The 21,301-nt window shown below is 63.8% G+C and carries 19 protein-coding genes and 1 tRNA gene; 9 read left to right on the forward strand and 11 right to left on the reverse strand.

Features of this window, described 5'->3' with window-relative positions; all coding sequences use genetic code 11:
* Positions 1–16 precede the first annotated feature (16 nt).
* The 5 genes from rplJ to secE all read right to left on the reverse strand — a co-directional run bounded on the left by rplJ (position 17) and on the right by secE (position 3,150).
* A complete protein-coding gene (gene rplJ, locus OEW28_RS18400; protein WP_263736263.1) occupies positions 17–532 on the reverse strand; it encodes a 50S ribosomal protein L10 in 516 nt (171 codons plus the stop codon).
* A gap of 446 nt (positions 533–978) precedes the next feature.
* The gene (gene rplA / locus OEW28_RS18405) at positions 979–1,677 is read right to left on the reverse strand and encodes a 50S ribosomal protein L1 (protein WP_263736264.1); all 699 of its coding nucleotides are present in this window, start codon (positions 1,675–1,677) and stop codon (positions 979–981) included.
* Between the two features lie 3 nt (positions 1,678–1,680).
* Complete coding sequence (rplK, locus tag OEW28_RS18410; protein ID WP_263736265.1) at positions 1,681–2,133, reverse strand: 50S ribosomal protein L11; 453 nt, start codon at positions 2,131–2,133, stop codon at positions 1,681–1,683.
* A gap of 98 nt (positions 2,134–2,231) precedes the next feature.
* Complete coding sequence (nusG, locus tag OEW28_RS18415; protein ID WP_263736266.1) at positions 2,232–2,765, reverse strand: transcription termination/antitermination protein NusG; 534 nt, start codon at positions 2,763–2,765, stop codon at positions 2,232–2,234.
* 196 nt (positions 2,766–2,961) lie between these two features.
* A complete protein-coding gene (gene secE / locus OEW28_RS18420) occupies positions 2,962–3,150 on the reverse strand; it encodes a preprotein translocase subunit SecE (protein WP_263736267.1) in 189 nt (62 codons plus the stop codon).
* A 194-nt stretch (positions 3,151–3,344) separates the two neighbouring features.
* On the opposite strand from secE, the gene OEW28_RS18425 reads away from it, so the two are divergent.
* Complete coding sequence (locus OEW28_RS18425) at positions 3,345–4,187, forward strand: class I SAM-dependent methyltransferase (RefSeq protein ID WP_263736268.1); 843 nt, start codon at positions 3,345–3,347, stop codon at positions 4,185–4,187.
* 72 nt (positions 4,188–4,259) lie between these two features.
* On the opposite strand, the gene OEW28_RS18430 is transcribed toward OEW28_RS18425, so the two are convergent.
* From OEW28_RS18430 to OEW28_RS18440, 3 genes are all read right to left on the reverse strand, one after another.
* A tRNA-Trp gene (locus OEW28_RS18430) sits at positions 4,260–4,335 on the reverse strand.
* A gap of 256 nt (positions 4,336–4,591) precedes the next feature.
* Positions 4,592–5,767, reverse strand: coding sequence for an elongation factor Tu (tuf, locus tag OEW28_RS18435; protein WP_263736269.1), 1,176 nt, complete (start codon positions 5,765–5,767; stop codon positions 4,592–4,594).
* Between the two features lie 91 nt (positions 5,768–5,858).
* A complete protein-coding gene (locus OEW28_RS18440) occupies positions 5,859–6,473 on the reverse strand; it encodes a hypothetical protein (protein ID WP_263736270.1) in 615 nt (204 codons plus the stop codon).
* A 110-nt stretch (positions 6,474–6,583) separates the two neighbouring features.
* Here OEW28_RS18440 and OEW28_RS18445 point away from each other — a divergent pair, with 110 nt between their 5' ends.
* The 3 genes from OEW28_RS18445 (at position 6,584) to OEW28_RS18455 (ending at position 9,542) form a co-directional block, all read left to right on the forward strand.
* A complete protein-coding gene (locus OEW28_RS18445; RefSeq protein WP_263736271.1) occupies positions 6,584–7,948 on the forward strand; it encodes a cytochrome P450 in 1,365 nt (454 codons plus the stop codon).
* An 87-nt stretch (positions 7,949–8,035) separates the two neighbouring features.
* On the forward strand, positions 8,036–8,878 hold the full coding sequence (locus tag OEW28_RS18450) for a hypothetical protein (RefSeq protein ID WP_263736272.1): 843 nt from the start codon (positions 8,036–8,038) through the stop codon (positions 8,876–8,878).
* Positions 8,879–8,885: 7 nt separating this feature from the next.
* Entirely contained in the window at positions 8,886–9,542 is a 657-nt protein-coding gene (locus OEW28_RS18455) for a Fe2+-dependent dioxygenase (RefSeq protein WP_263736273.1), read from the forward strand.
* Between the two features lie 5 nt (positions 9,543–9,547).
* Here OEW28_RS18455 and OEW28_RS18460 read toward each other — a convergent pair whose 3' ends face one another.
* From OEW28_RS18460 to parC, 3 genes are read right to left on the reverse strand one after another with little or no spacing between them, the layout of a single operon-like run.
* Positions 9,548–10,672: a M48 family metallopeptidase gene (locus OEW28_RS18460; protein ID WP_263736274.1), complete on the reverse strand. Its 1,125-nt coding sequence runs from the start codon at positions 10,670–10,672 to the stop codon at positions 9,548–9,550.
* Positions 10,669–11,859, reverse strand: a complete 1,191-nt coding sequence (locus OEW28_RS18465; RefSeq protein ID WP_263736275.1) for a YjgN family protein — start codon at positions 11,857–11,859, stop codon at positions 10,669–10,671. Before OEW28_RS18465 ends, OEW28_RS18460 begins: the two co-directional genes overlap by 4 nt.
* A 15-nt stretch (positions 11,860–11,874) precedes the next feature.
* A complete protein-coding gene (gene parC, locus OEW28_RS18470; protein WP_263736276.1) occupies positions 11,875–14,220 on the reverse strand; it encodes a DNA topoisomerase IV subunit A in 2,346 nt (781 codons plus the stop codon).
* Positions 14,221–14,628: 408 nt separating this feature from the next.
* Here parC and OEW28_RS18475 point away from each other — a divergent pair, with 408 nt between their 5' ends.
* From OEW28_RS18475 to OEW28_RS18495, 5 genes are all read left to right on the forward strand, one after another.
* Positions 14,629–16,998: a serine/threonine protein kinase gene (locus OEW28_RS18475; RefSeq protein ID WP_263736277.1), complete on the forward strand. Its 2,370-nt coding sequence runs from the start codon at positions 14,629–14,631 to the stop codon at positions 16,996–16,998.
* Positions 16,999–17,111: 113 nt separating this feature from the next.
* Positions 17,112–18,065: an FHA domain-containing protein gene (locus OEW28_RS18480; protein ID WP_263736278.1), complete on the forward strand. Its 954-nt coding sequence runs from the start codon at positions 17,112–17,114 to the stop codon at positions 18,063–18,065.
* Between the two features lie 16 nt (positions 18,066–18,081).
* A complete protein-coding gene (locus OEW28_RS18485; RefSeq protein ID WP_263736279.1) occupies positions 18,082–18,849 on the forward strand; it encodes a PP2C family protein-serine/threonine phosphatase in 768 nt (255 codons plus the stop codon).
* A 115-nt stretch (positions 18,850–18,964) separates the two neighbouring features.
* The gene (locus tag OEW28_RS18490) at positions 18,965–20,059 is read left to right on the forward strand and encodes a LysM peptidoglycan-binding domain-containing protein (RefSeq protein WP_263736280.1); all 1,095 of its coding nucleotides are present in this window, start codon (positions 18,965–18,967) and stop codon (positions 20,057–20,059) included.
* A 107-nt stretch (positions 20,060–20,166) separates the two neighbouring features.
* Complete coding sequence (locus OEW28_RS18495; RefSeq protein WP_263736281.1) at positions 20,167–21,267, forward strand: transporter substrate-binding domain-containing protein; 1,101 nt, start codon at positions 20,167–20,169, stop codon at positions 21,265–21,267.
* Positions 21,268–21,301 lie beyond the last annotated feature (34 nt).

Below are 21,301 nucleotides of genomic sequence, written 5' to 3' on the forward strand. Positions count from 1 at the left end.
CGAAGGCACTGATTGCTCACGCGGCTTCCCGCTCTTCCAGAGTGGAAAGGATGCCCGCGATGTTCGAAGCAGGTGCGCCAATGGCCCCGGCGATGTTCGAAGCGGGCGCGCCGATGCAGGACACGATCTGAGCGATGAGCTCTTCACGCGACGGCATCGAGGCGACGGCTTTCACACCGGCCGGATCCAGGGCCGTGTTGCCCATTGCGCCGCCAAGGATCGCGAACTTGTCGTTCTTCTTGGCATAGGCGTCCGCGACCTTGGCAGCTGCCACAGGGTCCTCGGAATAGGCGAGCACGGTCATGCCCGTCAGGAGAGTGCCGATGCTTTCGCAGGGCTTTCCGTCAAGGGCGATCTTGGCGAGCCTGTTCTTGGCGACGCGGACGGACCCGCCTGCGGCACGCATCTCCGCGCGCAGGTCCTGCATCTGAGCAACCGTCATGCCTTCGTAGTGGGCAACCACCACGACGCCAGAGCTTTCGAAGATCTGGCCGAGTTCCTCGACCACTTTCTCTTTCTGGGCTCTATCCACGGTTTCACTCCAAGATTGGGGGTTTCCCCCCGGCTCACTTCTGTCCCGGACGGCGTCCGGGACGTTCGGGTCCGTGATGGTCCCGAGGCCAGATCGCCCGAGGTCAGCCCCCGGAATTCTGTCTCGTTCCCCATCTCAGGAAGGACTTAGCGGGTCTCCCCAGCCCTCCGTCTCGGACAGACTTCAAGGGAGCTTTGACGAATCAAAGCCCCAAAGAAGGAGGCCCGTGTATGACAGATTGAGCCGCTTGCCAAGGGTCGCGCGCGCTTTATGCGGCAGTCGGCCGCAATCGGCACCCCGATCGCGCGGCGGCGCAGGGCATCTTCGGCCCGCTCGCAGCAGGGGCGAGGCATCCGTGGGGGCGAAGCCCGCTCGGCGCACTCAGGCCAAAAGAAAATTGCCCCGCTTCCGGGAAGCGGGGCAACCGGTTCGCAGACTGCGAATTGTTACTGGGCCGATGCGGAACCGAGGTCGACCGACACGCCCGGCCCCATGGTCGAGGACAGCGACACCTTCTTCAGGTACGCGCCCTTGGCGCCCGAGGGCTTGGCCTTGGAGACTGCGTCAACGAAGGCGCGGACGTTCTCGGCCAGCTTGGCCTCGTCGAACGAAACCTTGCCGACGCCAGCGTGAATCACGCCGGCCTTTTCGACCTTGAACTGAACTTCGCCGCCCTTCGCCGCTTCGACGGCCGCTTTAACGTCCATCGTCACGGTGCCGACCTTCGGGTTCGGCATGAGGTTGCGCGGGCCGAGGATCTTGCCCAGACGGCCGACCAGCGGCATCATGTCCGGCGTCGCGATGCAGCGATCGAACTCGATCTTGCCCGACTGGATCGTCTCCATCAGGTCTTCGGCGCCGACGATGTCAGCCCCGGCCGCCTTCGCCTCATCGGCTTTCGGGCCACGGGCGAAAACCGCCACGCGCACGGTCTTACCCGTGCCGTTCGGCAGGGTCACGACGCCACGGACCATCTGGTCGGCGTGGCGCGGATCGACGCCGAGGTTCATCGCGATTTCGAGCGTCTCGTCGAACTTCGCCGAAGCGGCGCCCTTGATCAGCTTGACGGCATCCTCGACCGAAAGGTTCGACTTGCCTTCGAAGACGGCGCGGGCCGCCTGAGTGCGTTTACCGAGCTTGGCCATGGTTTACCCCTTCACCTCGATGCCGCACGATTTGGCCGAGCCGAGGATGATCTGCATCGCGGCTTCGACGTCGTTCGCGGACAGGTCCTTCATCTTGGCTTCGGCGATCTGGCGCACCTGGGCGACCGTCACGGTGCCGGCGACTTCGCGACCCGGCTTCATCGAACCCTTCGGACGGTTGCGCTTGCCCACCGGCTTCAGCCCGGCGGCCTTCTTGAGGTAGTACGACGCAGGCGCCGTCTTCATCTCGAAGGTGAAGGACTTGTCGGCGTAGTAGGTGATGATGACCGGAACAGGCGAACCGGGCTCCATCTCCTGGGTCTTCGCGTTGAAGGCCTTGCAGAATTCCATGATGTTGATCCCGCGCTGACCCAGCGCCGGACCGATGGGGGGCGACGGGTTGGCTTGCCCCGCCTTCACTTGCAGCTTGAGGCTGCCCATTACCTTCTTGGCCATTTGGCCTGCTCCTTCTCACACGCCCGCTCCGAACCATTCGGACGGGCCTTGCTTAGTGGTACGGCCCGGCGTTGCCGGAGACCTCCCACAGACTCACGTCAGGCGACTTTCTGCACCTGCGTGAATTCCAGTTCGACCGGCGTCGGCCGGCCGAAGATCGAAACCGTCACCTTCAGACGGTTCGCATGTTCGTCAACTTCCTCGACCATGCCCGAGAAGCCGTCGAACGGCCCGTCGGTCACCTTGACCTGCTCGCCGATCTCGAAGCGGATCAGGTTGCGCGGGGCTTCCTGGCCTTCCTCGGCGCGCTTGAGGATCTGGTTCACCTCGCCGTCGCGCATCGGCATGGGCTTGCCCTGCGGGCCAAGGAATCCGGTGACGCGGTTGATCGAGGTGATCAGGTGGTAGCCGCGATCGGTCATGTCCATGTGCACCAGCACATAGCCCGGCATGAAGCGACGCTCGGAGGTCACTTTCTTGCCGCGCCGGATCTCGATGACCTCTTCGGTCGGAACGAGGACCTCGTCGATCTCGTCCTCGAGGCCCTTTTCGGCCACGGCATGCTTGATCTGTTCGGCGATCTTCTTCTCGAAGTTCGAGAGAACGCTCACCGAATACCACCGCTTTGCCATCTGCCTCAGACCTCGCTAGACCGACGGCTGTCCGCCGGAGAATTCCGTTTTTTCAGCGGGTTGACCCGCCAGCTTCCGAACAAAAAACAGCGTGCAACCCGAATCGATGCACGCCGGTGTCTGGAAGTGCGCCCCAACTACAAGCGAAAGCCCGCAATTTCAAGGCCGAATGGCCGGCGACCCGACCGCCCGCGCCTCAGACGCCAAGCACCGCCCCAAGGCCAAGCTGGATGATCTTGTCGACGATGAAGAAGAAGGTCGCTGTCAAGGCCGCCATGATGAAGACCATCACCGTTGTCAGCAGCACCTCGCGCCGCGTCGGCCAATGGACCTTGCCCACTTCCGAGCGGACCTGCTGGATGAACTGGACTGGGTTGGTGGCCATTTTCTTCTCGCCTTGCCTTGCGCTACCCGCGCCAGATACGCCGCATGGCCGTGGAATTCAAGCCCGCCACTGAACCTGCGCCAGCGGACGCGCGCTATCCGGCGCGAGAAGAGACCCGCACAGTGGCCCTTCCCGGCTCTTGAACCGCGCGGGCTTAGGTGCTCCAAGAAGCGATCACAGGAACGGAGCGCCCGATGAAACGCGATCCAGCCGAATTCACGGGTGCCCCGTGGCGCGGCCTCGAGAACCAGATCCCGCCGCGCGCCAGGACCGTCCCGACGATGCTGAGGGATGAGGAGCAGGCGCTTTACTACTGGCTTGGGCGCGACTGGGCCAAGGGCAAGGGCGCGGTCGTGGACCTGGGGTGCTTCGTGGGCGGCTCGACTGCGCGATTCGCCGCGGGCATCACCGAAGCTCAGAGGAACACCCAGGTCCATGCCTTCGACCGGTTCACGGCCAATGAACAGACGAAAGAGCGCACGCTCTATCCGCAAGGCATTCGTGCATTCGAAGGCACCGATGTCCTGGACCTTGCGCAGAGCCTGCTCACGCCATGGGTCGAAAACGTCACCCTTCATCCCGGAGACATTCTTCGGGCCCGCTGGAACGCGGATCCGATCGAGGTCCTTGCCGTGGATGCCGCAAAAACCGCCCGGTCCGCCGACAGGATCGCCGCGGAGTTCTTCCCCGCGCTGATCCCCGGCGCCTCGGTCATCGTCCAGCAGGACCTGCTGCACTGGAAGCAGCCCTGGCTGATCGCGCAAATGCACGCCTTGGCCGATGCCGCGACGCCGGTGGCCTTCTGCGCGCGCGACTGTGCCGTCTTCCTGGTGACCGGAAAGATCGGGCCGCAGCAGGTTGAAGCCGCGCAGACCGCCCTTCTGGATGATCGGGAACTTGTCGAGGTTCTCGAGTCGGCGGCGGCAAGCGCTGCCTTCGCGCCGGTGGCGCGGCGCATCGGGAAAGCGATCGATGCGGTAAAGGCGAATCCTGGCGAGCGCCGCGCGTGGGCCTTGTCGAAGGAAGCTGCGGGCTGAAACGCATCCGCGCGTTCGGAACCTGTCAGGGATGACGGGGATACTGGCGCCAATGCGATGATCGGAAGGGCCTGGCAGGGGCAGCAGGACTCGAACCCGCGACCCTCGGTTTTGGAGACCGATGCTCTACCAACTGAGCTATACCCCTAGGCCTGCGCGGTGGGTATTCGAGCCGGGCGGCGAAATCAAGGGGTGTTTTTCACTCGGGCCAACGCCGTGGCAGGGAACATTTCCGGGATCAGCGCTTCGCTGGAATTTGGCACCGCGATGACGCGCGATCCGGAACCGGCACTCCACCGCGACGATGCGCCGCAACCTGGACCGTCTCAAGAAAAAGCACCCGCATGAGCAAAGGAAAAGGCCGCCCCGAAGGGCGGCCCTCTGGGCCAAGGGCCCGGTCTTGATTACTCGATGATCTTGGAGACGACGCCGGCGCCGACGGTGCGGCCGCCTTCACGGATGGCGAAGCGGAGCTTCTCTTCCATGGCGATCGGCGCGATCAGCTCGACCTCGAACTTCAGGTTGTCGCCCGGCATCACCATCTCGGTGCCGTCCGGAAGCTTCACCGTGCCCGTCACGTCCGTCGTGCGGAAGTAGAACTGCGGGCGGTAGTTCGCGAAGAACGGCGTGTGGCGGCCGCCTTCTTCCTTCGTCAGGATGTAGGCCTCGGCCTCGAACTTCGTGTGCGGCTTCACCGAACCCGGCTTGCACAGAACCTGACCGCGCTCAACGCCGTCACGGTCGATGCCGCGCAGCAGCGCGCCGATGTTGTCGCCCGCCTCACCGCGGTCCAGAAGCTTGCGGAACATCTCGACGCCGGTGCAGACCGACTTCTGCGTCGTGCGGATGCCCACGATCTCAACCTCGTCGCCGACGTTGATCACGCCGCGCTCAACCCGGCCGGTCACAACCGTGCCGCGGCCCGAGATCGAGAACACGTCTTCGATCGGCATCAGGAACGGCTGGTCAACCGGACGCGCGGGCGTCGGGATGTAGCTGTCAACCGCGTCCATCAGCGCGCGGATCGACTTCTCGCCGATCTCTTCGTCGCGGCCTTCCAGCGCGGCAAGCGCCGAACCCTTGATGATCGGAATGTCGTCGCCCGGGTAGTCGTAGGACGACAGAAGCTCGCGCACTTCCATCTCCACCAGCTCCAGAAGCTCTTCGTCGTCAACCTGGTCAACCTTGTTCAGGTACACGACCATGTACGGAATGCCGACCTGACGGCCCAGAAGGATGTGCTCGCGCGTCTGCGGCATCGGGCCGTCCGCCGCGTTCACAACGAGGATCGCGCCGTCCATCTGCGCCGCACCCGTGATCATGTTCTTCACGTAGTCGGCGTGGCCGGGGCAGTCGACGTGCGCGTAGTGACGGTTCGCAGTCTCGTACTCAACGTGCGCCGTCGAGATCGTGATCCCGCGCGCCTTCTCTTCCGGCGCCGCGTCAATCTGGTCGTAGGCCTTGAATTCACCGAAATACTTCGTGATCGCCGCCGTCAGCGTCGTCTTGCCGTGGTCAACGTGGCCAATCGTGCCAACGTTAACGTGCGGTTTCGTCCGTTCAAACTTTGCCTTTGCCATGTCCGAGGCGCCTCATGGGTTGGGGGGCCCCGGCAGGAGCCCGATTTTCGCTCGCGCGCTGCCTACCGGCAAGGCCGGAAAAAATCAAGCGTCAGTTGGCGGTAGCGGCATCGGTCGGGACGGTTTCCGCGGCGGCCTGATCCTCGCGTGGCAGAAGCGCACGGGCGGCGGCCGCTTCGGGGGTGAACCAGGCCTTGTTGTCTTCCAGCCAATCCTCGATCTTGAGCGCCGCGTTGGAAGCCAGGCGCTGCATCTGCTCTTCCTTGGACGAGGTCAGGCCAGAGCCCACGAAGGTTTCGCCCGAACCCTTTTCGAAGACCGTGAACCGGCGCGGCTCGGCATTCACGCGGCGACCGGCCGTGTCGTCCCAGACATTCACGGTGATCGCCAGAACGGACTTGGGCGACAGCACGATGGGGATGCCCGGAACCGCCAGGGCATAGGCATCGACGCCGATCCCGATGTGATACAGCTTCTCGCCCGTCTGCTGATCGAAGCGCGCCGAGATCTCCTTCTTGATCGCCGCTTCCCATTCCTCCGCCGTGGCCTTGCGCGACGGTCCCACGGGCTGCGCGTTCGCTGCCACCACGATGTTGTAGCCAAGGGCGAAATCACCCAAGGGCTTGCTCGGGTACTGGTCGGCGGGCGTGCAGGCCGCGGCAAGCGCGACGGCAGCAAGGGCGGCAAAACGTTTGAAGGTCGTCATGGCATCCTCTGATCCGGGGCCCGCAAGACTTAGCGGCTTCGTCCCTGTCCTGCAATCGCGGCGACTTGGCGGACCCGCGTGACGCATTATATTGGCGGATGGAGGTTCCGATGGACACGCCTGCCCCGTCCGCCGCCTTGCCGGCCCGCGTCAGACTTGCGACAGATCCGATGGGCATCTGGGGCTCATTCCGTACGGCGCGCAAAAACCTGCTGGGACTGATCCCGGAAATCGCGACGCGCCAGCCGATCGTGTCCGGCCGCACCGGCAAGCGCTGGCACATGGTCATGGATCCCGAGGCGAACCGCCACATCCTGAAGGACGCGCTGGACGATTATCCCAAATCCGACGTCACCAAGCTGATCCTTGCCCCCGCGATCGGTCAAAGCCTGTTCATCGCCGAGGGCCAGCACTGGCGCTGGCAGCGGCGGGCCGCCGCGCCGGCCTTTTCGGTGCGAAACGTGCAGGCTCTGGCGCCGGTGATGAGCGCGGCCGCAGAACGGGCGGCGGAGCGCATCGCATCGGCCGCAGGCCGCGCAGCCGATCTCTACCAGGAAATGGTGACAGCTACGTTCGAAGTCATTTCCGACGTGACCTTCTCGGGCGCCGAGGGGTTCGATCGCGCCGCCGTTCATCGCGCCATCGACGCCTATATCGCGCAGACGGCGAAGATTTCGCTGCTGGACATCCTTGGTGCGCCGATGTGGGTTCCCAGACCCGGTCGCGTCATCTCCGGCCCCGCGATGCGCGAGATGAAGCACATCGCGGACCTTGCGATCGACAACCGCAGGCAGGCAGGGCGGCGCGCCGTGCCCGATCTTCTGGATCTGTTGCTCGAGGGCGAGGACCCCGAAACCGGGCGGCGCATGGACACCGCCGAGGTTCGCGACAACCTGCTGACATTCATCGTTGCAGGGCACGAGACGACGGCCCTGACACTGGCCTGGGCGCTTTATCTGTGCGCGTTCGACCCGACGGTGCAGGATCGCGCACGGGTCGAGGCGCGGGAAGCGCTAGGGGACCGGGCGGCCACGGCGTCGGACCTGCCCGCCCTGCCCTATATCCGCCGGATCGTCGACGAGGCGCTGCGGCTCTATCCGCCCGCCGCATTCCTGTCGCGCACCGCCCGCAAGGCCGATTGTCTTTGCGGACGGGAAGTCAGACCGGGCGACACCGTCATGCTTCCGATCTATGCGCTGCATCGCAACCATCTTCTGTGGAAGAACCCGGACAGGTTCGATCCCGACCGGTTTTCTGATGCCGGTTCCATCGACAGGTTCGCCTATCTGCCCTTCGGCGCGGGACCGCGCATCTGCATCGGCGCTTCCTTTGCCCTGCAGGAGGCCGTGATAATCCTTGCAACGCTTTTGGCGCGGTTCCGCTTTGAGCGGGTTCCCGGACGCGAACCGGATCCCGTCCTTATCCTGACGCTACGGCCGCAAGGCGGGGTCTGGCTTCGCGTCGAGCCGGCCTGAGAACATCGCGAGGTCAGTTGCAGGCGCCTTGGCGCTATCTTCCAGGGCACGCACATCAGGACGGCAAGGTCCGAAAGGAGGTCCAAGATGACTGATTCGACCAAACGCGCACCCAGAAAGATCTTTCCTGGAAAATGGGCGACGCTAACCGCAGGAGGCGCGGCCTTGGGGATGGCGGTCGCAGGCGTCACGCACGCGGGAACCGCCACCGGAGACGTGACAGGCAACCCGACTGCCCCGATTGAAAAGCTTTGGCTGGCCCAGACCGAAGGGGGCGAAGGCGGGGAAGGCGGCATGGCCAGCGCGGCCTCGCCAGAAATGGCCTATCTTGGCAATCTGTCCCTGCTCGAAGGGCATATGAAGGGCGCGGTCATGCTCTACGCGCGCGGGCTGAGCGATGAGGCCGTCGGGCTCGCGGGACATCCCGAGGCAGAGATCATGGATACGATCCGCGAGGACATGGCCGCCAGGAGTGCCCAAGATTTCACACCCAAGCTGGAAGCCGTCGGCAGCGCCATGGCCGAAGGTGCCCCGCTGGAAGATGTGCAGGCCGCGATGAACACGCTGTCCGAAGCGATCGGGGCCGCGCGCGGGATGTCCGAAGCCGATGCAGAGCTCCGCATGGACGAGATCGTTGACTTGGTCCGCGCCGCGGCGGACGAGTATGAAAGCAGCATCGAGAACGGCGCGGTCACCGACCAGATTGCCTTTTACGAGGCCCGCGGCTTCATCGAAGTCGCGCGTGATCGTGCGGCAGGCTTGACGGCTGACCCCGAAGTTTCGGGCATCTCAGAACAGGTGATCGATGCGCTGGCCGCCATGGACGGCGCATTCGACCCGATGAGCGCCGGTTCTTCGCCCCAAGACGCCGTCAGCATCATCCGGGGCGCTGCCGCCAAGATCGAACTTCTTGGCTACAAGCTCAGGTAGCGTTCCCATGTTCCTGGCGCTTGAGCGTGTGCTGAGCACGGAAGAGGCGGGCGCATTGCGCGATGCGGCGGCCGCCCTTTCCTTCGGCGACGGCCGCGCCAGCGCCGGTCGCTTCGCGCAGGCAGTGAAGGCCAATGACCAGGCGCTGCCCTCCCCCGATCTGGAGGCTATCCGAGACAAGGTGACCGCCTCTCTGATGGCGCATCCGGTCTTCGGCACCGCGGCGCGGCCCAAGGCAATGACCCGTCCCATCATCTCTCGCTACCGGCAAGGACAGGCCTACGGGCTGCATGTCGACGACGCGGTGATGCAGGGGATCCGGACCGACCTGTCCTTCACGCTTTTCCTGTCGGAACCCGACAGCTACGAAGGCGGCGCGTTGATCATCGCGGACAAGATCGAGGAGCGCGCCTTCAAGCTGGGCGCGGGCGATGCCATCCTCTACCCGTCGACCATGTTGCACCGGGTCGAGCCGGTTTCGTCCGGCACGCGGCTTTGCGCCGTGGGGTGGGTACAAAGCCGCATCCGTTCAGCCGAGCAGCGAGAGCTTCTGTTCGACCTCGACCAGTCGATCACGGCGCTGTTTGAGGCGGAAGGGAAAAGCGACGCATTCGACACGCTGTGCCGCACGCGATCCAACCTGATCCGGATGTGGGCGGATTAGGCCGCTCAGTCGCAGATCCGCTTGAGCGCCTGCCAGTCGACGTCATCAAGGATGCGGCCATCCGCGTTCTCAAGGCCAGCCGCCCGCATCTTTGCGGCCCGGCCGGCGCCGAGCGGATGGGAAGACAGGTATTCCGGAATGTCATCGGTGAGGGTGGCGATACGCCCGAAGAATTCGGCCAGGGGCGCGGCGGATATGCCCGCATCACCTAGAAGCATCAGGGCGTAGTCGTCCGCGGCCTCTTCCGCATCACGCGTATAGGCGGCCTGCATCAGGTGTTCGCCCGCTATGCCGACAAGGGTACCGCCCGAGACGTCGCCAAGAACGATCGACAAGATGCCGGCAGAGCCCGCCGCACGCATCGTCAGCCGGGTGGGATCCCGGTGGACCGCGTGGCCGATTTCATGGCCAAGAACCCCGGCCACCTCCTCTGCGCTGGCGGCCTTGTCCAGCAGTCCGCGAAAGATCACGATCTGGCCGCCCGGCGCCGTAAGCGCGTTGGGCATGGGGTGGTTGTAAACCCGAACGTCCAGATCGTAGGGAATCGTCTGTCCCCTGGTCAGCCTTGCGGTCATCCGATCAAGCGCTGCCCGTCCTTTCGGATCGTCGCACACCATCTGTTCGTCGCCGTCACGGAACAGGTATTCGACCTGCGCCATCACTGCGCGTCCGAAGGCGACCTCCTGCTCAAGGGGAATGCGCTCGGCCAGGAAATTCGCCAGACCCGGCAGGATCACGAACAGCATCATGGCGACGGCGCCCGCCGCGCCCGCAAGCCACAGCGCCACTTTTCGGTAGGTTCCGGGCCGCAGGTCGCGCTTGAATAGCGAAGGCCGGGTCCGGCGAAGCCACGCGACGGCACCGGGATCGGACACGAAAAGCCGCGCCGGGTCGCGGGGCGACTCGTCCGTGCTGTCGGCATACAAGGTCAGCGTGAGCGAGGCAGGGTTCGACTGGTCGGCCAGCGCCCGGATCCGGTCGAACGGCCAGACGACAGGGGTCAGGTCCGGCGCATCGAACAGGACCGCCAGCCCCAGCCGGTCCTGCGTGGGCGCGATCAGGACAGGGTGACGCCTGGCTGTCGTCCCGTCATAGAAGACCGCCGGCACCTGTCCTTCGGGCGCGCTCATATTGCCGCACCGATATCGAGCGCGTCGGCAAAGCCTTCGGCATCGGCGCCCCGGTCATGCGGACGCTGGCGCACGGATTGAAGTGCTTCCAGATTGAGGACCGTCAGCGTTTCGCAGAAATGCGCGATCAACGGCTGTGTTATGTAGGCAAGCGTCAGCGCGCCGAACACGGCGAAGGTGGCAAGATACAGCAGCGCGACGATGACGATGCCCGCGGCGCCTGTGCCTTCCGCCCCCGTCAACGATCCGACCGCGACCGCCGTCAAAGCACTTGCCACCGCAAAGATCGCACCGCCCGCCAGGCCCACGGCCAGAAACCCAAGCGCATAGATCGCGATCACGCGCCCGACGCGAGGTTCCGCGACAAAGCCGACACTGCCGCCCAGCATCTTGTGAGAATCGAGGTAGCGGCGACTGCGCACCGCATAGAAGGCCCAGCCGAAGAATCCCCATCCGTATCCAAGAACGCCCAGCGGCACTGCGCGCGTCGGGTCCTCGGTCAAGGCCAGAAGGACCACGGATGCGGCCAGGATCGCCGCGGCGATGCCAAGGTGTATCATCGCCGGATACAGCGCCACCCAACGCCCGCCCTGTACGAAGCGCGCATCGCCATAATGCGTCCTGTCGGCCTTGTACTTTTCGAGCCAGAAGGTCTGCCGCGGCAGCAGGATTCCAAGCGTCAGCAAAGTCATCAGATAGTGAAGCAGCGCGCGCCAGACATAGCCCCAGGCGGCCGCATCCATGCCGAAGCGGATGCCGCGCAGACGGGTCCGCGCCATCAGATAGCGCCGCGCCCGGTAGCTTGCGAACAGCATCAGTGGCAAAACTGCGAGCAGCGAGATGTAGATGACCGCAAGCTGCATCAGCGCTTCTTCTCCGCTCTCGGGCTCGACCACGAAGTGCAGGCCGAAATAGAAAAGAAGCAGTTGGACGATGCCCAGGTAGACCGCCAGGATCACGACCGCGGCCAGAAAGCCCAGGAGTTTCTCAAGCCCGGTTCCGGAGTATTCCAACCTGTCGCCGTCGACCGAAACCGAGGACCAGAGGTAGCGGCGGATGCGGGTCTTTGCCCAGAACCGGTAGATGCCAAGCGTCAGAACCGTCAGAAGACCGGTTTTCAACGCCAGTCCGAAAAGGCTTCCCCGTTCACCCGTGTAGCCAACGGCGGTATGCGAACCAGGGACCATTTCGAATGCCTTTCATCAGGTGAACCTGTTGTCCCTCGGGAATCCGTGCGGCGGTGCCTTGCCAACGCCCGCCCGCTTGGCGACCCAGTCGGCCATCGGCTCGGTCCGGGTGTTTCCGTTCGACATGGCCCAGGACAGACCCTTTGCCATATCGAAGGTCGTGAGGTCCGAAAGGCCGCCATCCAGCTCAAGCACGCCCTGACGCCCTCGCGCCAGGTTGTACTTCTGCAGCCGGACTCCCTTGCCGCGAGACATCTCGGGCAGCTCCTCAAGCGGGAACACCAGAAGCTTGCGGTTCTTCGAGACGACCGCGACATGGTCGCCTGCGACCGGCTTGCACACGATCGCCCTGGCGTCCTCGCCAAGGTTCATCACCTGCTTGCCCGCGCGCGTCTGGGCGACCACCTCATCCGCGAGGACAACGAACCCCTCGCCGGTCGAAGAGGCGACGATGTATTTCGCGCCCGGCCGGTAGACGATCAGATCAATGATCTCTGCCTCGTTCGGAAGGTCGACCATGAGCCTGACAGGCTCGCCCATGCCGCGTCCGCCCGGCAAGTTCGCCCCCAGCAGCGTGTAGAACCGACCGTTGCTGCCTGCCAGGAGGATCTTGTCGGTCGTTTCCGCGTGGAAGATGAAGCGGCCTTCGTCCCCGTCCTTGAACTTCACCTCGGCGTCCAGCGGCTGGTGCCCCTTCATCGCGCGGATCCAGCCCATCCTGGAACAGATCACGGTGATCGGCTCGCGTTCGATCATCGCCTCAAGCGGCACATCCTCGACCTCGGCCGCATCGGCGAAGGCAGAACGCCGCGCGCCGCCCGGCGCGGACTTGCCGAACTGTTTCTGGATGTCCTTCAACTCGCCCGAGATCTGCTTCCATTGAAGCGCTTCCGACGCCAGAAGCGCGTCCAGCCCGGCACGCTCGCGCATCAGGTCGTCCCGTTCGCGCAGCAGCTCGATCTCCTCGAGCCGGCGCAGCGAGCGGAGCCGCATGTTCAGGATCGCCTCGGCCTGAACTTCGGTCAGGCCGTCGGCGGCACGCGAAAGCGACAGGGGCGACACGTAATCCTTCTCGGATGTCGCGCGGGCCTGCTTGCGCGCCCAGTCTTCGGCCATCAGAGCGGCCTTGGGATCGGCGTCGTAGCGGATGATGTCGATCACCCGATCGAGGTTCAGGAAGGCGGTGATGAAGCCTTGCAGGACTTCCAGCCGGTGGTCGATCTTCTCCACCCTGTGCCGGGAGCGGCGGATCAGCACTTCGCGCCGGTGATCCAGAAAGGCGCGCAGAACTTCCTTCAGCGAACAGACCTTGGGCGTGCGCCCGTCGATCAGCACGTTCATGTTCAGGCTGAAGCGCGTCTCAAGATCGGAGTTGCGGAACAGCATGCCCATCAACATGTCCGCATCGACATTCTTCGAGCGCGGCTCGAGCACGATGCGGATATCGTCCGCGCTTTCGTCGCGCACATCGGCCAGAAGCGGTACCTTCTTGGTCTGGATCACCTCGGCCAGACGCTCGATCAACTTGGACTTCTGAACCTGGTAGGGGATCTCGGTCACGACGATCTGCCAGGTGCCGCGGCCAAGATCCTCGACCTGCCAGCGGGCACGGGTCCGGAACGATCCGCGGCCCGTGCGATAGGCTTCAAGGATCGTTTCGCGCGGCTCGACGATCACGCCGCCGGTCGGAAAGTCCGGACCGGGCACATGCGCCAGAAGCGCCTCGTCGGTCACGTTCCGGTCCTTGATCATCACAAGGCAGGCGTCGACAAGTTCGTGGATGTTGTGCGGCGGGATGTTGGTCGCCATGCCCACCGCGATCCCCGAGGCGCCGTTGGCCAGAAGGTTCGGAAAGGCCGCAGGCAATACCACCGGCTCTTCCAGCGTGCCGTCATAGTTGGCGCGGAAGTCCACGGCATTTTCGGCCAGACCCTCCATCAGCGCTTCGGCCGCGGCGGTCAGGCGCGCCTCGGTGTAGCGCGAGGCGGCCGGATTGTCGCCGTCGATGTTGCCGAAGTTGCCCTGTCCGTCCACCAGCGGATAGCGGACGTTGAAATCCTGCGCGAGGCGCGCCATCGCGTCATAGATCGCCGCATCGCCGTGCGGGTGATAGTTCCCCATCACGTCGCCAGAGATCTTGGCCGATTTCCGGAAGCCGCCCGAAGAAGAAAGCCTGAGCTCGCGCATCGCGTAAAGGATGCGACGGTGAACCGGCTTCAGCCCGTCGCGCGCATCCGGCAGCGCGCGGTGCATGATCGTCGAGAGCGCATAGGTCAGATAGCGCTCGCCGATGGCGCGGCTGAGAGGTTCGGAAATCTGGATCGGCCCGGTTGCGGGCTCGTTCGGGTCGGTGCTGCTCATGCGGGATATGTAGCTGCCGCAGGGGGCTTGGTAAACCGACAATGAAGCGCATCGCCGCGAAAGCGATGACGAAATCGCGGACTTGCCGCACATGCGCCGACGTCGAGAATCGCGCCTTGCCGCAAAGGTCAGGACCGCCGGACACCTTGGCTTCCAGCCTCCGCTTTTGCCAGCTGGCATTAAGCAATGCCCGCCAATTGTAGCAATATTTGCTACAATTTGTTTGAAATCTCCGACCCGGGATTGAATTCGCCATTACGCCCACACAGCGCCCAACTTTCGCCCCTTTCTGAGAGAGAACCTAAACCCCGAGAATACGACGGACTGTTTCTGTCTCCTGCATTTGTGAATGAGCCAGCGACAATCCCAGAAATACCGAACGACCGTTGAAATGTTGGGGAAGCGAAAATGACGGCACCGCAACTGGCCGCTGAACAGGCTACGAAGGAGGAGTTTGTCGACGAACTCAAGCCCGGCACCAAGTTGCTCCAGGGCCAGTACACGATATCGCGCTTCATCAACAGCGGCGGCTTCGGCATCACCTATCTTGCCAAGGACAGCCTTGAGCGGAACGTCGTGATCAAGGAATGCTTTCCCGGAAGTTTCTGCCGCCGCAGCGATACGATCGTGGGGGCGCGGTCGCGGGCCCACCAGGCCGAATTCAAGTCAATCGTGAAACTCTTCGTGCAGGAAGCCCGCAGCCTTGCCAAGCTTGCCCACCCCAACATCGTCGGCGTGCACCAGGTTTTCGAAGATAACGACACCGCCTACATGGCGATCGACTTCATCGACGGGCGCGACCTGCTGGACATCATCGAGCACGCGCCGGGCGAAATCACGCCCGACCGCCTGGTCGCGATCACCTACAAGCTGCTGGAAGCGGTCGGTTTCGTCCACGACAACGGCATCCTTCACCGCGACATCTCGCCGGACAACATCCTTATCAACAAGGATGGCGAGCCGATCCTGATCGACTTCGGCGCCGCCCGCGAAGAGGCGACCCGGGCCAGCCGCGCCCTTTCCGCGCTTCGCGTCGTCAAGGACGGATACTCGCCCCAGGAATTCTACATCGCAGGCAGCGAACAGGGGCCCTGGAGCGACCTCTACGCGCTCGCGGCAACGCTTTACCATGTGATCACCGGACACCCGGCAGCCAACAGCCAGGTTCGTCTGGCCGCGATCGCCGAGGGCGGTATCGACCCCTACGAAGCGCTTTCGGGCCACTATGAGGGATATCCGGACGGCTTCCTCGAAGCCATCGACAAGGCCATGCACGCGGTCCCGCGCAAGCGCATCCAGTGCGCGGCCGACTGGCTTGAAATGCTTGCGAACCCGCCCCAGCAGATCCTGGCGGCGGACGCAACCGCGGCTGTGTCGCGCCTGCTCAGCGAACAGATCCTTTCTGAGGAAGCGGCCGAAGAGGTGACCGAACCGGCGGCGACGCCGGAGGAAACCGCAAAGTCCGCGGAACCGATCTCCGCACCGGAGTCTCCGGCACAGCAGAGGGGCTCCGAACCCGCCGAAGGCGAAGCCGCCGAGACAGAGCCAAAGCCCGCAGTGCAAGCGGCGGTAACCCCGCACCGCGTGTCGGCAGCACCCGCTTCGGTTCCGCTGCCCGAGCCGCGCGGAGGATCGGGCCGTGGATTGCTGCTTGGCCTCTCGGCGGTTGCCGTGCTGGCTGTTCTGGGCTTCGTCGTGCTGCAGATGGGCGATACGGCGCCCGAGGGATCGGACAGCGCCGCGCAAGCGCTTGCCTCTTCCGCACAGGCGCAGCCGGTGCTGCCCAAGCCCGAAGCCAACACGTCCACGGCTGCCGCGTCGGCGACTGATGCTGCCGCAGCGGCGCCGGTCAGTTCTGCTTCGGCCGAAACCGCAACCGGCGCCGCACCCTCTGATGAAAGCGCAGGCTCGAAGTCCGGGCAAGGCGCCGATGCGGCTGAAGCATCGGCCGGCGAAAACGGGGTGGCGCCGGAATCTGTCGCCACAACCACATCGAGCGAGCCTGCCGTCAAAGTAGCGGCTGCCCCGGCCGCTCCGGCCGCCCCGGTCGCTCCGGTCGCTCCGGTCGCTCCGGTCGCTCCGGTCGAGAGCGCGACGACGAACGCCACAGCGCAAGAGGCAGCACCTGTAACAGCGGCACCTACGGAAACCGCCGCGGCAGAAGCTGCCCCGGCTGTTCCCGCCGCCACGCAGATCGCCTTTGCGGTATGGGATGTCGTCGTGCCATTCACCACCCAGGTCCGCTCGATCGGCGGGGTGAACTACGCGACGATCCGTTCGATCGACGAAAGCACCGACCTCGCGATCGCAGGCGACTGGATCAAGGTGGGCACCACGATCTTTTCCGTGAACGGCAATCCGGTGTCTTCGACACAGAACGTCGGCGCGCTTATTCTGCGGAACCTCACGGTCGAACGCGACGGAATGGAACGCGCCTCGGTCCGCATCAAGCTGCCGGGCGAAGCGCAGTACAACCGGGTTCAGCTTGTGGTGCCGGTTCTGCGCCGCGTCGGACTGGTCGACGGATTGCGGGCCGAAGCGCGCTACGGCGAGGACAGCTGGAACATCGCGATACGGGAAATCGGCGACGCGCGGACGTCGCTGCGCGAAGGCGACGTGCTGCTTTCCGAGATGACGACGGGCATGGCCCTCGACCAGTCGAGCAGCCTTGAGGATGTGATGCGGAAGCTGGTCCAGCAGGGCAAAACGACCGCCGAGTTCGAGGTTCTCCGCGACAGGATCAAGACGACCGCCAGCTACAACCTGGTCACCGAATAAGGGCATACCCGCGCGGCAACGCGCCGAAACTGTTGCAGTACGAGTTTCCTAGCGCCAGTCGCGCAGCAAAACGTTTCTTGAAATGCGAGGTCACGATCATGCGTATTAGACCGTTGGCAGGACTGAGCGAGAAGGGGTTCTCGTTCGATCTCGTTTCCCGCAGAAAAGCTGCGCGGGCCGATCAAGCCGAGATCAGCGCGTCGGAAGAAGAAGCTGCAACCGAAGAGCAGGTAGCACCTGCAAATGAAACCATTCTCGAAGACCCCGATCTGATGGTCGAGCCGTTCGAGTCCGTGCTTCAGCAACTTCGCGGTTCGCTTGCGGCGAAGACTGACGAAGATCCTGCCGTCAAGGAAACGCCGGACCGGCCCCTGACCCTTGCGGGCCTTGAAATGGCCGCCGAACTGGATGCGGCGCATGATCCGGCCCCGGAACCCGAGGCCGACACCGGCGCGAAAGCCGCGCAGGATCAGGCACCTGTCCGCGAGCCGATCGCAGAAATCCTGCGTCTTCTGCCCGAGCAGGCGGTCAAGCCGGAGCAGGCAGCCAAGCCGGCGCCTGCGCCTTCACAGCCGGCAACCGAGGCCGCCCCCGAGACTTCGAGCGCGCCCCGTCCCAGGTCGCGCGTCAAGACCACCTTCCTGGGCTTCGAACGCTCGGACGGGCGGATCGAGGACGTGTTTGCCAAGGAAGCTTCGACCAAGCAGATCGCGAACCGCAGCGAATTTCCCTTCGGCTGGGTCGTCATCACCAAGGGTCCGGGCCGCGGCACATCCATCGCGATCAGCGCGGGCGTGTCCCAGATCGGGCGCGGCGACGATCAGGCCATTCAGCTCGATTTCGGCGACACCTCGATTTCTCGCCAGAACCACGCCGCGATCGCCTTCGATGACGAGGATCGCAAGTTCTATCTGGGTCACGGCGGCAAGGCCAACATTGTGCGCCTGAACGGCAAACCGGTGCTGAGCACCGAACCGCTTTCCGACGGCGATCTGATCCGCATCGGCGAAACGACCATGACGTTCGTTGCCTTCTGCGGCGAAGATTTCGTCTGGGAGAAAGAGTAAGAAAGATTTCAACAAGATGCATTATGACGTCGCAACAGCCATTAACAAAGGCAAACGCGAATACCAGGAGGACGCGGTCGCAACCGCGTTCCTCAAGGATCACCCCTTGGGGTTCGCGGTTCTCGCCGACGGGATGGGCGGACACGCTGCAGGCGATATCGCCAGCAACATCGTCGTGACCGAGGTTTCGCGCAGCTTGAAGGCGCGCCTCCAGCCCCACGCGCTCAAGGATGAGGACATACCCGTCATCCTTCGAGAGGTCGCAACAGCGGCGAACAATTCCATCGCGTCCTACGTCGCGTCAAATCGCGAAGTGTCCGGGATGGGCACGACGCTGATCGCACCGGTCCTGATGGAAAACCGGCTTCACTGGGTCTCGGTCGGCGACTCCCCGCTCTACGTCTTCAGCGAAGGACGGTTGCGCCAGGTGAATGAGGACCATTCGATGGCCCCGCAGATCGACCTGATGGTCCGCACCGGAATGCTGGACGAGGAAACGGCGCGCAATCATCCGGACAGGAATTGCCTGACCTCCGTGCTGATGGGCGCACCCATCCCGCGCATGGACTGCGGCAAGGCGCCCGTCCCCTTGCGCCCTGGCGACATCATCATCGCTTCAAGCGATGGGCTGCAGTTCCTGTCGGATACCGAAATCCAGCAGGTCGTCGAACGCTACAAGGAAGAAAGTTGCGCCGAGTTGGCCAAGGCGCTGATGGCACAGGTCCAGTCCCTGGAGGACCCGGATCAAGACAACATATCGCTTGCCGTCATAAAGGTCAGTTAACGAGTTCGCGGCCGTCCTATCCCGACGGCCAATCCCCAAATCACATGCGATCCAAACGGCGCTGACGGCGCCGAACAGATCGTCGCAATCCATGCTCGAGAAAGGGCGCGACACTATGCGAACCGATATCCAGAAGCTTCTCGCAGTGAGCTTCTTGGCGTTGACGGCCGGCACCTATGCGGCCTCTGCCCAGGAAGCCTGTTCGACCTACAGGATCAAGCGCGGCGACACGCTTACGAACATCGCCGTCCGGGCCTATGGCACCAGCAACTTCTCAAGGATATTTCAGGCCAACCGCGAACTGATCGGTGGCAATCCCAACCTGATCGAAGTCGGCCAGAAGATCGAGATCCCCTGCCTTGAAACCGCCGCGGCACCGGTCGAGGTGCCCGTCGTGGAGGAAGCCAAGGAAGAGCCGGCCGTAGCGGCAGAGGCCGTGGTCGAACCTCTAGCGCAGATCGCCTTCGTCACCGGAAACGACTATCCGCCCTTCGCGGGAGAGGAGCTGCCCGAAGGCGGCATCTTTACCCAGCTTGTCCGGACGGCAATGCTGCGTGGCGACAAGCAGCAGAAATACTCCATCGATTTCGTCAACGATTGGAGCGCGCATCTCGACAGCCTGCTGCCGCGGAATGCTTTCGACGCGACCTTCCCCTGGAGCCGGCCGGATTGCGAAAACCTCAAGGCGCTGTCGTCGACGGATGCCTATCGTTGCACGGACTTCGACTTTTCCGAGTCCTTCTATGAAATCGTGGACGGCTTCTTCGCGATCAAGGGAAGCGGCCTGGAAAAGGCCCAGACCTACGACGAATACCTTGGCAAGCGGATCTGCAGGCCGGAAAGCTATTCGCTTTCGGGCATGACCGCGGTCGGCCTGGTGGAGCCCAAGATCACCCTGGTGCGCCCATCGTCGGTTGCCGAGTGCTTCGAGGGGCTCGCGACCGGGACCGTGGATATCGTGCATCTGGACCTGCAGGTCGCCTCGGATGCGCTCGCCGATCTGGGGCTCAAGAACGACATCGTCGAGGACCCGCATCTTGCGCAGGTGAAGACGCTTCGGGTCGTCGTGCACAAGTCCAACCCGCACAGCGCCGACATCCTGGCGGTCATCAACCGGGGTCTGACCGAAATGCGCGAAAGCGGGGAATGGTTTGACATCGTTTCGGCCGGGCTGATGGCCCAGACAGAAGAAGAACTGAAGAAGAACTGATCAGGCCCCGGCTCGTGCGCGGGCCGGGTCAATCGAAGAAGAGAGACCTTACAACCCAGTTACGGGCCGGCCCGGAAGGGCAGCCAAGACAAAAAGGAGATCAGTGGATGATCTTGCGCCTCATCAGCAAAACGCTCCCAGTATCGGCGCTGTGCGCCGGTGCTTTCCTGGGGACCGCATCTGCGCAGGAGGCCTGCTCGACATATGTCGTGCAGGAGGGCGACACGATCGGGAATATCGCGATCAAGGCCTACGGCGTTCTGGACTACCAGATCGTCTTCAACGCGAACCGCGACAAGATCGGCAATGACATTTCGGGCCTCAAGCCCGGAACCGAGCTGGTTCTGCCCTGCGCCGACGGCCGCCTCACGGCGGATGCGGCGACCCCGGACGTGGTCAAGTCGACCCAGGCCTCGGCCAGCCGTTCGACAACTGCGATCGACGACTACAAGCCCAAGATCAAGTTCGTCACGGGCGGAGACTGGTACCCGTTCACCGACGAGGGTCTGAGCGGCGGCGGCTTCCTGATCCGTCTGGTGGAAACCGCGATGCACCGCGGCGGCAACGATCGCAACTACCTGGTCGGCTGGGTCGATGACTGGGACTCGCACATGTCGGTCCTGCTGCCGTACAAGGCTTACGACCTGAGCGTTGCGTGGTACGCCCCGGACTGCGGCAAGACCGACTCGATGTCCGAGATGACGCGCGACTTCTGCGACAACTTCCTGTTTTCGAAGTCGCTCTACGATGCGGTGTTCGGGTTCTTCACCCGCGCAGACAGCCCCTATGCCGATGCCAGAGTGCTTGCCGACTACAAGGGCGCGCGCATCTGCCGGCCCGAGGGCTATTCGATGCACGACCTCGATGAGGCCGGGCTGATCGAGCCTGCCGTTACGATCACGATCCCTTCGACCCTGGCCGATTGCGCCGAAGGCGTCATGCAGGGCCTTTACGACGTGATGTCGGTGGAATCGCAGGCGATGGTCTCGGTCCGCAAGGAACTGGGTCTCGGGGACGAGTTCGTGGAAAACGCCTTCGTCACCTCGATCCAGGCCATTTCGGCAATGGCCTCGAAGTCGAACCCCCGCGCGATCGAGTTTCTGACCGAGCTCAATGCTGGCCTCGACGAGATGCGCGACAGCGGCGAATGGTACGACATCGTCGCCAGCTCGCTCAAGGAAGCGAACGAGAAACTTGCTGAAAATTAATGAGTTACGGCGAGCCGGATGAGCCGGCCCGTCA

The sequence above is a fragment of the Albidovulum marisflavi genome (genome assembly GCF_025751435.1).
GTDB lineage: Bacteria > Pseudomonadota > Alphaproteobacteria > Rhodobacterales > Rhodobacteraceae > Albidovulum > Albidovulum marisflavi.

Bases quoted from the DNA above. Each gene is read 5' to 3' on its own strand.
- OEW28_RS18445 (WP_263736271.1), top strand. From the start codon at position 6,584: ATGGACACGCCTGCCCCGTCCGCCGCCTTGCCGGCCCGCGTCAGACTT.
- secE (WP_263736267.1), bottom strand. From the start codon at position 3,150: ATGGCCACCAACCCAGTCCAGTTCATCCAGCAGGTCCGCTCGGAAGTG.
- OEW28_RS18460 (WP_263736274.1), bottom strand. From the start codon at position 10,672: ATGAGCGCGCCCGAAGGACAGGTGCCGGCGGTCTTCTATGACGGGACG.
- parC (WP_263736276.1), bottom strand. From the start codon at position 14,220: ATGAGCAGCACCGACCCGAACGAGCCCGCAACCGGGCCGATCCAGATT.
- OEW28_RS18450 (WP_263736272.1), top strand. From the start codon at position 8,036: ATGACTGATTCGACCAAACGCGCACCCAGAAAGATCTTTCCTGGAAAA.
- OEW28_RS18455 (WP_263736273.1), top strand. From the start codon at position 8,886: ATGTTCCTGGCGCTTGAGCGTGTGCTGAGCACGGAAGAGGCGGGCGCA.
- OEW28_RS18495 (WP_263736281.1), top strand. From the start codon at position 20,167: ATGATCTTGCGCCTCATCAGCAAAACGCTCCCAGTATCGGCGCTGTGC.
- OEW28_RS18475 (WP_263736277.1), top strand. From the start codon at position 14,629: ATGACGGCACCGCAACTGGCCGCTGAACAGGCTACGAAGGAGGAGTTT.
- nusG (WP_263736266.1), bottom strand. From the start codon at position 2,765: ATGGCAAAGCGGTGGTATTCGGTGAGCGTTCTCTCGAACTTCGAGAAG.
- rplK (WP_263736265.1), bottom strand. From the start codon at position 2,133: ATGGCCAAGAAGGTAATGGGCAGCCTCAAGCTGCAAGTGAAGGCGGGG.
- OEW28_RS18465 (WP_263736275.1), bottom strand. From the start codon at position 11,859: ATGGTCCCTGGTTCGCATACCGCCGTTGGCTACACGGGTGAACGGGGA.
- OEW28_RS18490 (WP_263736280.1), top strand. From the start codon at position 18,965: ATGCGAACCGATATCCAGAAGCTTCTCGCAGTGAGCTTCTTGGCGTTG.
- OEW28_RS18425 (WP_263736268.1), top strand. From the start codon at position 3,345: ATGAAACGCGATCCAGCCGAATTCACGGGTGCCCCGTGGCGCGGCCTC.
- OEW28_RS18440 (WP_263736270.1), bottom strand. From the start codon at position 6,473: ATGACGACCTTCAAACGTTTTGCCGCCCTTGCTGCCGTCGCGCTTGCC.
- rplA (WP_263736264.1), bottom strand. From the start codon at position 1,677: ATGGCCAAGCTCGGTAAACGCACTCAGGCGGCCCGCGCCGTCTTCGAA.
- OEW28_RS18485 (WP_263736279.1), top strand. From the start codon at position 18,082: ATGCATTATGACGTCGCAACAGCCATTAACAAAGGCAAACGCGAATAC.
- tuf (WP_263736269.1), bottom strand. From the start codon at position 5,767: ATGGCAAAGGCAAAGTTTGAACGGACGAAACCGCACGTTAACGTTGGC.